General features: G+C 66.4%; 12 protein-coding genes. 8 read left to right on the plus strand and 4 right to left on the minus strand.

Annotated elements, in window-relative coordinates; all coding sequences use genetic code 11:
- The first annotated feature begins 57 nt into the window (after positions 1-57).
- From BM345_RS06015 to cynS, 6 genes are all read left to right on the plus strand, one after another.
- Positions 58-1,257, plus strand: a complete 1,200-nt coding sequence (locus BM345_RS06015) for a sensor histidine kinase (RefSeq protein WP_093376628.1) — start codon at positions 58-60, stop codon at positions 1,255-1,257.
- Positions 1,254-1,907 (plus strand): response regulator, encoded by a 654-nt coding sequence (locus BM345_RS06020; RefSeq protein WP_093376630.1) that lies wholly within the window; start codon positions 1,254-1,256, stop codon positions 1,905-1,907. The genes BM345_RS06015 and BM345_RS06020 overlap by 4 nt, the downstream gene beginning before the upstream one ends.
- A gap of 211 nt (positions 1,908-2,118) precedes the next feature.
- Positions 2,119-3,444: a CmpA/NrtA family ABC transporter substrate-binding protein gene (locus tag BM345_RS06025; protein WP_254789635.1), complete on the plus strand. Its 1,326-nt coding sequence runs from the start codon at positions 2,119-2,121 to the stop codon at positions 3,442-3,444.
- 10 nt (positions 3,445-3,454) lie between these two features.
- The gene (gene ntrB / locus BM345_RS06030; RefSeq protein WP_093376635.1) at positions 3,455-4,321 is read left to right on the plus strand and encodes a nitrate ABC transporter permease; all 867 of its coding nucleotides are present in this window, start codon (positions 3,455-3,457) and stop codon (positions 4,319-4,321) included.
- A gap of 52 nt (positions 4,322-4,373) precedes the next feature.
- The gene (locus BM345_RS06035) at positions 4,374-5,171 is read left to right on the plus strand and encodes an ABC transporter ATP-binding protein (RefSeq protein ID WP_254789592.1); all 798 of its coding nucleotides are present in this window, start codon (positions 4,374-4,376) and stop codon (positions 5,169-5,171) included.
- A 32-nt stretch (positions 5,172-5,203) separates the two neighbouring features.
- Positions 5,204-5,647, plus strand: coding sequence for a cyanase (gene cynS, locus BM345_RS06040; RefSeq protein WP_093376641.1), 444 nt, complete (start codon positions 5,204-5,206; stop codon positions 5,645-5,647).
- 7 nt (positions 5,648-5,654) lie between these two features.
- Here cynS and BM345_RS06045 read toward each other — a convergent pair whose 3' ends face one another.
- From BM345_RS06045 to BM345_RS06060, 4 genes are all read right to left on the minus strand, one after another.
- The gene (locus tag BM345_RS06045) at positions 5,655-6,053 is read right to left on the minus strand and encodes a GFA family protein (protein ID WP_093376643.1); all 399 of its coding nucleotides are present in this window, start codon (positions 6,051-6,053) and stop codon (positions 5,655-5,657) included.
- A 197-nt stretch (positions 6,054-6,250) separates the two neighbouring features.
- The gene (groL, locus tag BM345_RS06050) at positions 6,251-7,903 is read right to left on the minus strand and encodes a chaperonin GroEL (RefSeq protein WP_093376646.1); all 1,653 of its coding nucleotides are present in this window, start codon (positions 7,901-7,903) and stop codon (positions 6,251-6,253) included.
- A gap of 31 nt (positions 7,904-7,934) precedes the next feature.
- Positions 7,935-8,225, minus strand: a complete 291-nt coding sequence (gene groES, locus BM345_RS06055; RefSeq protein WP_093376648.1) for a co-chaperone GroES — start codon at positions 8,223-8,225, stop codon at positions 7,935-7,937.
- A gap of 222 nt (positions 8,226-8,447) precedes the next feature.
- Complete coding sequence (locus tag BM345_RS06060; protein ID WP_093376650.1) at positions 8,448-9,356, minus strand: LysR family transcriptional regulator; 909 nt, start codon at positions 9,354-9,356, stop codon at positions 8,448-8,450.
- A gap of 120 nt (positions 9,357-9,476) precedes the next feature.
- Between BM345_RS06060 and BM345_RS06065 the strand changes: the two genes are divergently transcribed.
- Both BM345_RS06065 and BM345_RS06070 read left to right on the plus strand, forming a co-directional pair.
- Entirely contained in the window at positions 9,477-9,923 is a 447-nt protein-coding gene (locus BM345_RS06065) for a cupin domain-containing protein (protein ID WP_093376652.1), read from the plus strand.
- A gap of 235 nt (positions 9,924-10,158) precedes the next feature.
- A complete protein-coding gene (locus BM345_RS06070) occupies positions 10,159-11,187 on the plus strand; it encodes an aromatic ring-hydroxylating dioxygenase subunit alpha (protein WP_093376655.1) in 1,029 nt (342 codons plus the stop codon).
- The last annotated feature ends 42 nt before the right edge of the window (positions 11,188-11,229 follow it).

Genomic DNA, 11,229 nt, shown 5'->3' on the forward strand with positions numbered 1-11,229 from the left:
GCGCCGCGTTGCCGGGCGGCCTCGCGATCAGGCACGGGGGTTGCATGCACCAAAGGCATGCACCCATTGCCCGTGCTCGATGCTGCGCCGATCGCCGCCGACCCCTTGTGGCAGCAACAGCTCGGCCTGCTGCTCGAATCCACCGGCGAAGGCATCTTCGGCATCGACCTGGCCGGGCACTGCATGTTCATCAACCGGGCCGGCGCGCGCATGCTGGGTTGGGAGCCGGCCGAGGTGCTGGGCCGCAACATGCACGAACTGACGCACCATTCGCATGCGGACGGCAGCGCCTATCCCGACACCGACTGTCCCATCTTCAACGCCTTCCGCCAGGGCCTGCCCTGCCGCATCGACACCGAGGTGTTCTGGCGGCGCGAGGGCACGGCCTTCGCGGTGGAGTACTCCAGCCACCCCATCATGGACGGCGCACAGGTGCGCGGCGCGGTCATCACCTTCCTGGACATCACCGAGCGCAAGCGCGCCGCCCAGGCCCTGCAAAAGGCCAAGGCCGAGCTGGAGTTGCGCGTGGCCGAACGCACCCGCGAACTCTCGGCCGCGCTGGTGCAGCTGCGCGAACTATCGGCCTACTCCGAGTCCGTGCGCGAGGAGGAGCGCACCCGCATAGCCCGCGAGGTGCACGACGAACTGGGCAGCCTGCTGGTGGCCCTGAAGATGGACGTGGGCTGGCTGGACAAGCGCCTGGGCGAGCAGCAGGCGCGCGACCCCGACGCCGCGCAGGACATGCGCGAGCGCATGCGCTGCAAGTGCCGCAACATGGGCCGCCTGATCGAGAGCGCCGTGGGCAACGTGGGCCGCATCATCACCGACCTGCGCCCCAGCATCCTGGACCACCAGGGCCTGTGGGCCGCGCTGGAATGGCAGGCGCAGGACTTCGTGCAATCGGCCGAGCTGGCGCTGGACTGGGACATGAATCTCTCGGCCGCCGCGCCCGAGCTGCCCGAGCCGGCGGCCATGGCGGTGTTCCGCATCTTCCAGGAGATGCTCTCCAACGTGGGCCGGCATGCGCAGGCGCGGCGGGTGCGCATCCGCATCGCCACCGACGCGAAGGCACTGCGCCTCTCGGTGCGCGACGACGGCCGGGGCGCGCCGCCCGAGGCCTTCGAGGCGCCGACCGCCTATGGCGTGATGGGCATGCGCGAACGGGCACGCCGGCTGGGGGGCAGCATCCACATCGCCAGCTTTCCTGGCGAGGGCTCGTTCTTCGAACTCATGCTGCCCCTGGCGAGCCGGCCATGACCGATGCCATCCGCGTTCTCCTGGCCGACGACCACCGCATCGTGCGCGAGGGCCTCAAGCAGGTGCTGGCCGACGCGCCGGAAATCGAGGTGGCGGCTGAGGCCATCAGCGGCGCCGAGGCGCTGGCTGCCGTGCGCCTGCACGGCGGACCGCCGGCGCTGCAGGTGGTGCTGCTGGACATCGCCATGCCCGACGGCGACGGCATGGACGTGCTGCAGCAGTTGCGCAAGGACTGGCCCGGCCTGCCGGTGCTGATGCTCAGCACCTACCCCGAGCGCCAGTACGCGGTGCGCTGCATCAAGCTGGGTGCGGCGGGCTACCTCAACAAGGGCGCCGACCCCGACGACATGATCGCCGCCGTGCGCAAGGTGGCGGCGGGCGGCCGCTACGTCACGCCGGCCACCGCGGAGGCGCTGGCCAGTGCCGTCGGCTCGGCCTCGGCCGGCGTGGGGCACGAGGCGCTCTCGCACCGCGAGTACCAGGTGTTCCGGCTGCTCACCGCCGGCCACAACGTGAGCGAGATTGGTGCGCGGCTCCAGCTGGCACCCAACACGGTCAGCACCTACCGGGCCCGCATCCTGGAGAAGACCGGCACCAAGAACGACGTGGAGCTGGCCCTGTATGCCGAGCGGCATGCCCGTGGCGGCTGATTTGTAGGGCTGGCACTACAAGGCCTCGAAGCTGCGGCCACGAATTGCATGGCCAGGGCCGCAGGCATGCCGGCATGGCCCGGCCCTTGCGAAGCGCAACGCATTGCTTCAACAAGGTGCCTCCATGTCCAAGCTGCTTTCCGACGACGCCCAGGTCCTGGCTTCGAGCCCGGCCACCTACGACGCGTACGACGCCGACCGCCCGCTGCTGATGCGCTGCGCCTGCGGCCAGGACCATGCGCCGTCGGAGCATGGCGCCGCCGCGGCGGTGCAGGGCCCGGAGGGCTTGTCGAACGACTTCATCGAGGCCTCGCTGGTCAAGGCCATCTTCCCGCAAGACAGCGTGCGCCGGCGCTTCCTCAAGGCGGTGGGCGCCAACACGGCACGCGCTGCCATTGCCTCGCTGCTGCCCGTGGGCTCGCTGCAGGCCATGGCGCAGGAGCGGGGCCCGCTGGAAAGGAAGGACCTCAAGATCGGCTTCATCGCCATCACCTGCGCCAGCCCGCTGATCATGGCCGACCCGCTGGGCTTCTACCGCAAGGAAGGGCTCAACGTTCAGCTCAACAAGACGGCGGGCTGGGCGCTGATCCGCGACAAGATCCTGAACAAGGAATACGACGCCACGCACTTCCTGTCGCCCATGCCGCTGGCGATCTCGATGGGCCTGGGCTCCAACCAGGCGCCGATGAAGGTGGCGAGCATCCAGAACACCAACGGCCAGGCGATCACGCTGCACCTCAAGCACAAGGACAGGCGCGACCCCAAGCAGTGGAAGGGCTTCAAGTTCGCGGTGCCCTTCGAGTACAGCATGCACAACTTCCTGCTGCGCTACTACCTGGCGGAGAACGGCCTGAACCCCGACACCGACGTGCAGATCCGCGTGACGCCGCCGCCCGAGATGGTGGCCAACCTGCGCGCCGGCAACATCGACGGCTTCCTCGGCCCCGACCCCTTCAACCAGCGCGCGGTGTACGACGAGGTGGGCTTCATCCACATCCTGTCGAAGGAGATCTGGGACGGCCACCCCTGCTGTGCCTTCGGCGTGCCCGAGGCCTTCATCAAGGAGAACCCCAACACCTACGCGGCCCTGTACCGCGCGGTGCTCACCGCCAGCTACATGGCCAGCCTGCCCAAGGACCGCTCGCTGATCGCCAAGGTGATCGCGCCCACGCAGTACCTCAACCAGCCCGAGACGGTGCTGGAGCAGGTGCTCACCGGCAAGTTCGCCGACGGCCTGGGCAACATCCGCAACGTGCCCGACCGCGCCAACTTCGACCCCATGCCCTGGCAGAGCATGGCGGTGTGGATGCTCACGCAGATGAAGCGCTGGGGCTACATCAAGGGCGAGGTCGACTACCGGCAGATCGCCGAGCAGGTCTTCCTCATCACCGACGCGAAGAAGTACATGTCGCAGGTGGGCTTCAAGCCGCCCGAAGGCGCTTACCGCAAGTTCAAGGTGATGGGCAAGGAGTTCGATCCGTCGAAGCCCGACGAATACCTGCAGGGCTTCGCGATCCAGAAGGCACCGGCCGCCTGAAGGCTTGGACATGAAGCTGCTGAACCTCAAGGCCGCGCTGGTGTCGGCGCTGCTGCTCGTCCTGTTCCTGGGCATCTGGTATGCGGCCACGCTGCCTTCGGGTGGCAACGCCAGCACCGGCGGCGCCCTGACGCCCGAGCAGATCGAGTACGCCAGGATGATGGGCAAGGACCCGGGCGGCGCGCAGCAAAAAAGCAGCGGCTTTCCGACACCGGGCCAGTTCTTCGCCACGGCGGCGCAGCAGCTGGCCAACCCTTTCTACGACAACGGTCCCAACGACAAGGGCATCGCCATCCAGCTCGCGCATTCGCTGGGCAGGGTGGCGCTGGGCTTCCTGCTGGCCTGCCTCGTCGCGGTGCCGCTGGGCTTCGTGATCGGCATGAGCCCGCTGCTGCAGCGCGCCTTCGACCCCTTCATCCAGGTGCTCAAGCCCATCAGTCCGCTGGCCTGGATGCCGCTGGCGCTCTACACCATCAAGGACAGCTCGGTTTCGGGGGTGTTCGTGATCTTCATCTGCTCGGTGTGGCCGATGCTGCTCAACACCGCCTTCGGCGTGGCCTCGGTCAAGCGCGAATGGCTCAACGTGGCGCGCACGCTGGAGGTCGCGCCGCTGCGCAAGGCCTTCCGCGTGATCCTGCCGGCGGCCGCGCCCACCATCTTCACCGGCATGCGCATCAGCATGGGCATCGCCTGGCTGGTGATCGTGGCGGCCGAGATGCTCGTGGGGGGCACCGGCATCGGCTACTTCGTGTGGAACGAGTGGAACAACCTCTCGCTGACCAACGTGATCTTCGCGATCCTCGTGATCGGCGTGGTGGGCATGCTGCTCGACCTCCTGTTCGCTCGGCTCCAAAGGCTGGTGACCTATGTGGAGTGAAGTCCAGCAACGCCGCGCCGCCGCTGCGGACGCCAGAAACGGGAAACGCCAGATGAGCCCCAGCGCCTTCCTCAAGGTCGAGAACCTCGCCAAGGCCTTCATGCTGGAGCGCCCGGTGTTCGCCGACGTGAACTTCGCGCTGGACCAGGGCGAGTTCGTCTGCATCATCGGCCACTCGGGCTGCGGCAAGACCACCATCCTCAACGTGCTGGCGGGGCTGGACACGGCCAGCGAAGGCCACGTGTTCATGGACGGGCGCGAGCTGAACGGGCCCGGCCTGGAGCGCGGCGTGGTGTTCCAGAGCCATGCGCTCATGCCCTGGCTCTCGGTGCGCCGCAACATTGCCTTCGCGGTCGAGTCGCGCTGGCCCGAATGGAAACGCGCGCAGGTGGATGCGCATGTGCGCACCTTCGTCGACATGGTGGGCCTGACCGCGGCCCTCGACAGGAAGCCCTCGGAACTGTCGGGCGGCATGAAGCAGCGCGTGGGCATCGCCCGGGCCTTCGCCATCCAGCCGCGCATGCTGCTGCTGGACGAACCCTTCGGCGCGCTGGATGCGCTCACCCGCGGCACCATCCAGGACGAGCTGATGGGCATCGTGCGCGAGACGCGCCAGACCGTCTTCATGATCACGCACGACGTGGACGAGGCCATCCTGCTGGCCGACCGCATCCTGCTGATGAGCAACGGCCAGGACACGGCCGAGGGCTACGTGCCCGGCCGCATCGCCGAGGTGGTGGCCAACCCGCTGCCGCGCGAGCGCACCCGCGCCGGCCTGCATCACCTGGGCGGCTACTACGAGCTGCGCAACCACATCGTCGATTTCCTCGTCAGCCGCGCCCGCGCCTGATCCACCCTCGCATCCCAAGAAGGAGCCACGCCATGAACCGCAACGACATCACCGAGAAGATCATCACCGTGAAGGTGGCCCAGGGACTCACCTGGGAAGCCGTCGCGAAGAAGGTCGGCCAATCGAAGGAATGGACCACGGCCCTGTGCTTGGGCCAGATGACGGCCACCGCCGAGCAGGCGGGCGTGCTGGGAGAGATCTTCGGCCTCACGGGCGAGGAGCAGAAGTGGCTGCAGGTGGTTCCCTACAAGGGCTCGCTGCCCACATCCGTGCCCACCGATCCGCTGATCTACCGCTGGTACGAGATCGTGAATGTCTACGGAAGCACCATCAAGGAACTGATCCACGAGGAGTTCGGCGACGGCATCATGAGCGCCATCGACTTCAAGATGGACATCACGCGCGAGGAAGACCCGAAGGGCGACCGCGTGAACGTAGTGCTGTCGGGCAAGTTCCTGCCGTACAAGACCTACTGAGCAGCGCTCAGCCGTCGGCGCGGGCACCGGCGTAGGCCGGCAAGCCATCCGCCAGCTGCACCCACGAAAGCCGCGTGGCGGCAAAGGTGTGGTCCCTGGGCGGCACGCGCTCAGGATCGTCCAGCGAGCAGGTGCTGACGTCGATCTCCTCGGGCAGCCGCGAAGACTCGAAGGTGAGCTGCGTGCCGCAGGTGGGACAGAAACTGCGCGTGCCGTGCTCCGACGACCTGAAGCGTGAGGTCGTGCCCTGCGTGAACCGGAAGCTCGCCCGCGGCACAGTGAACCAGGCGACCAGGGGCGCGCCGCTGCAGCGCCGGCAGACGGAGCAATGGCAGGCCGTCTCATGCGTGGGAAGCGCGTCGGCCTCCCAGCGCAGTTGGCCGCATTGACAGTGACCTGTGAGCATGTGCGATCTCCAGCCATAGGGATAAGGAGTTCAGCGTAGCGCACCAAGAGAAATTCACGACAGGCAAGCGCGCAGCGCGCAGACGCGCGGCGGAGCAACGCGTGAGCCGCGCGCCCATGAAAAAAGCCGGGCTTCGCCCGGCTTTTTGATCTGGCTGTACTAGCCACTCGAAGAGCGAAGCTCTTCGAGTGAACCCTTTACATGCCCATGCCGCCCATGCCACCCATGCCGCCCATGTCGGGCATGCCGCCGCCGGCAGGAGCGTCGTCCTTCGGAGCGTCAGCCACCATGGCTTCGGTCGTCAGCAGCAGCGAGGACACCGAAGCGGCGTTCTGCAGTGCGGTGCGGGTCACCTTGGTCGGGTCCAGAATGCCCAGTTCGAGCATGTCGCCGTAGGTGTCGTTGGCGGCGTTGAAGCCGTAGTTGCCCTTGCCGGCCAGAACCGCGTTCACCACCACCGAGGCTTCGCCGCCGGCGTTGTTCACGATTTCGCGCAGAGGGGCTTCGATGGCCTTGAGCACCAGCTTGATGCCGGCGTCCTGGTCAGCGTTGTCGCCCTTGACCTTGTCGCCCACGGCTTGCTTGGCGCGCAGCAGAGCCACGCCACCGCCGGCAACCACGCCTTCTTCCACTGCAGCGCGGGTGGCGTGCAGGGCGTCTTCGACGCGGGCCTTCTTTTCCTTCATTTCGACTTCGGTGGCAGCGCCGACCTTGATCACGGCAACACCGCCGGCCAGCTTGGCCACGCGCTCTTGCAGCTTTTCACGGTCGTAGTCGCTGGTCGCTTCTTCGATCTGCACGCGCACTTGCTTCACGCGGGCTTCGATGTCGGCAGCGGCGCCGGCGCCGTCGATGATGATGGTGTTTTCCTTGCCCACTTCGATGCGCTTGGCTTGGCCCAGGTCGGCCAGCGTCACCTTCTCGAGCGTCAGGCCCACTTCTTCAGCGATGACCTTGCCGCCCGTCAGGATGGCGATGTCTTCGAGCATGGCCTTGCGGCGGTCGCCGAAGCCAGGCGCCTTGACGGCCACGACCTTCAGGATGCCGCGGATCGTGTTCACGACCAGGGTCGCCAGGGCTTCGCCCTCGACTTCTTCGGCAATGATCAGCAGGGGACGGCCAGCCTTGGCGACTTGTTCCAGCGTGGGGAGCAGGTCACGGATGTTGCTGATCTTCTTGTCGAACAGCAGCACGAAGGGGTTGTCGAGCAGCGCCGATTGCTTCTCGGGGTTGTTGATGAAGTAGGGCGACAGGTAGCCGCGGTCGAACTGCATGCCTTCGACGACGTCCAGTTCGCTTTCCAGCGACTTGCCGTCTTCGACGGTGATCACGCCTTCCTTGCCGACCTTGTCCATCGCGTCGGCGATGAGCTTGCCGATGGTTTCGTCGCTGTTGGCCGAGATCGAGCCGACTTGAGCGATTTCCTTCGAGGTGGTGGTGGGCTTGGAAGCCTTCTTCAGCTCTTCGACCAGGGCCGTCACGGCCTTGTCGATGCCGCGCTTGAGGTCCATCGGGTTGATGCCGGCGGCCACGTACTTGAAGCCTTCGCGGACGATGGCTTGAGCCAGCACGGTCGCGGTGGTGGTGCCGTCACCGGCGTTGTCCGAAGTCTTGGAGGCCACTTCCTTCACGAGCTGGGCGCCCATGTTCTGCAGCTTGTCCTTGAGTTCGATTTCCTTGGCGACGGACACGCCGTCCTTGGTCACGGTGGGGGCGCCGAAGGAGCGCTCGAGCACCACGTTGCGGCCCTTGGGGCCCAGGGTGACCTTCACTGCGTTGGCGAGGATGTTCACACCCTCGACCATGCGGGCGCGGGCTTCGCCGCCGAAGACTACGTCTTTTGCTGCCATGTTCTATGACTCCAGAATTTCTGTGAACTGATTACTTCTCGACCACGGCGAAGAGGTCGTCTTCCTTCATGACCAGCAGCTCGTCGCCGTCGACCTTGACGGTCTGGCCCGAGTACTTGCCGAACAGGACGCGGTCGCCGACCTTGACGTTCAGGCCGATGATGTCGCCCTTGTCGGTCTTCTTGCCTGGGCCCACGGCCAGAACTTCGCCTTGATCCGGCTTTTCGGCGGCGTTGTCGGGGATGACGATGCCCGAGGCGGTCTTGGTTTCGCTTTCAATGCGCTTGACGATCACGCGATCGTGCAAAGGACGAAGTTTCAATTGCATCTCCTTGAATGAGGAAGAAAGTAGGGGGCCGACCGGACGCCAGGCGTTTCGATCGGCGAGACGAAGGGGGTGATTGCTAGCACTCGACCCCAACGAGTGCTAATGATAAGGGCTTTTGTGACGCTTTCAAGGCGGCGGGTTTGGCCGATGGGAATCCTGGCGCCTGAACCCGTTCGTCGGGGTAAACCCGATATCTGCCGGGGTGTGTGCCGCTGACTATCCCGCTTCCCAAGGCGCAGTCTCGAATCGCTGCACCAGGAAATCGATCAGCGTGCGTACCCGCAGAGGCAGCGTCCGGTTGGGCAGGTACACCATCTGGATGCCGATCTCCGGCAGCACCTGGCAGTCCCGCAGCAACTGCACCAGGCGGCCGAGCCGCAGGTCTGCGGCGGCCACGTAGGCGGGCAGCACGCCCAGACCCAGGCCCGCGAGCACGGCGGCATGCGCGGCGTCCATGTCGTCGGTCTCGAAGCGCGCGTTCACCGGCACGTGGTGGGTGTGGCCGTCGCGGCTGAATCCCCACGCGCCCTTGGGCGCCAACGGTGGAAAGAGCACGCCCTCGTGACCGGCGAGTTCCTCGAGCCGGCGCGGCGTTCCCCGCTGCGCCAGGTAGGCGGGCGAGGCGCACAGCAGCTTGCGGTTGACCGCCAGCTGCCGCGCCACCAGGCCGGGGTCGGGCGAGAGCGATGCGCGCACGCCGATGTCGTAGCCTTCCTTGCCCAGGTCGATGGTGCGGTTGCTGCACGAAAGCCGGATGCGGATCTCCGGATAGCGCGTCTGGAACTCCGCCAGCGCCGGCATCAGGTGGCGCAGCGCGAAAGCCTGCACGCAGGTGATGCGGATGAGGCCGGCCAGCTCGGTCTGGGTCTGCGTCACGCGCCGCTCGGCGAACTCGGCTTCCTGCACGATGCGCAGGCAATGCTCGTGGTACACCGCGCCGGCTTCGGTCAGGCTCAGCTTGCGGGTGGAACGGTTGAGCAGCTTGACCGACAGCGCCTGCTCCAGCGCGCTCACCTCGCGGCTCACCAGCGACTTGGACAGGCCCAGCCGGGTGGCAGCGGCCGAGAAGCTCTTGGCCTCCACCACCTGGGCAAATACGCTCATCGCGGCCAGTCGCTCTCTCATCGATCGCTTTGATTGGTCATGCTGCTGCAACAATGAGTTGAAGATATCCCAATTTATCTTCTGTGCGCAACGATCTAAGGTGTGCGCTGCCAATCCATCAACAAGGAAAGAGCAGCCCCCATGACCACCGAAAGCACCAAGAGTAGCAGCCCCATCCAGGTCGGCCAGCTGGAAATCCGCTACCTGATCGACGGCTCCAAAACCGGCGGCCTGGGTGTGTTCGAACTCACCGTGCCGCCTGGCGCCAACGTGCCGCCGGCGCACAGCCACCGCGACAACGAGGAGTTCTTCTACGTCGTCGAAGGGGCGATCAGCTACTCGGTCGACGCAGACGCCCGCGAACTGAAGGCGGGTGAGTGGATGTCCACGCCACGCGGGTCGGTGCACGGCTTTCGCAACGGCGGAACGCAGACGGCACGTGCGCTGGTGGTGCTCACGCCCGACATCGGCGCCCAGTATTTCCAGGACGTCGCGGCGGTGGTCAATGCCGGCGGTCCGCCCGACAAGGCGCGGTTGGTGGAGGTGATGACCCGCTACGGCCTCTCTCTGCCAGGGCCAGCGGCCTGAGCGACTTTTCTTCAAGGCGTCCGGGCCCGCGGCGGCCCGGGCCTTCGGGTGCTTCCGGGTGCATGGCCGCACCACGGCGGAGACATCCTGCAACCACCTCGCACCAAAGTTAAGTGTTTACTCCAATTTAATGGAGAAAATACTTACTTAACATTTGGCACGAGTCCTGCAAGACCTCCCCCATGGTGAACTTCGGATGCATCGGCGTCCGGGGCCTCGAGAAGGAACCCACACGATGAATGCCGCCTTTGCGTACGACGCCTGGTATCCCCTGGCCTGGTCGCGCGACGTCGGACGCGAGCTGGCCACGCGCCGCGTCCTCGAGGAAGACCTGGTCATCTACCGCACCGAGGACGGCAGCGTCGCCGCGCTGGACGATGCCTGCCCGCACCGCCTGGCGCCGCTCTCGCTGGGCACCTTGCGCGGCGATGCGGTCGAATGCGGCTACCACGGCCTGACCTTCGACTGCAGCGGCAAGTGCGTGTCCGCGCCGGGCATGCCGCGCCCGCCGCAGAGCGCGCAGGTGCGCAGCTATCCCACCGCCGAGAGCATGGGCATGGTGTGGGTGTGGATGGGCGAGCCCGCGCGCGCGGACCGCTCGCAGGTCTTCCACCTGCCCGAGTACGACGATCCGGCCTACAGCGTGGTCGAGGGCGACGCCCTGCCGGTGCAGGCCAACTACCTCAGCCTGGCCGACAACCTGTGCGACCCCACCCACGTGGTCTATGTGCACAAGACCACCCTGGCCAGCGCCGGCCGCGAGGAGACCCGCGTGCAGCACGAGCGCCAGGGCAACAAGGTCGTGACCTGGCGCTGGGTGATCGACGGGCCGCTGATCCCGGTCTTCCAGGGCCTGAAGGACTACGGCGGCGCCAACGTGGACCGCTGGCACTACTACCACTACCACGCACCCTGCATCGCGGTGATCGACTTCGGCTCCGCCCCCACCGGCACCGGCGCGCCCGAGGGCAACCGGGAAAACTGCATCCAGATGTTCGCCTGCCACTTCATCACGCCCATCGACCAGCGCAGCTGCATGCAGCACTGGCTGGTGCTGAAGAACTCGCCCGCCGACCCCGGCGTGGACACGCGCCTGCGCGACAACCTGCGCATGGCCTTCAACGAGGACAAGCGCGTGCTGGAAGCCATCCAGCGCAACGAGGACAAGCCGCGCGAATGGAAGCGCATCAACCTCGCGCTGGACGGCTCGTCGATCAAGATGCGGCGCATCGTCGAAGAGATGGCCGCCGCCTCCAACTCCTGATCGCCCAGCGAAGCTACGAACGAACCACCCACGAGGAACCCG

The sequence above is a fragment of the Variovorax sp. OV329 genome, assembly GCF_900114785.1.
Classification (GTDB): Bacteria; Pseudomonadota; Gammaproteobacteria; order Burkholderiales; family Burkholderiaceae_C; genus Variovorax.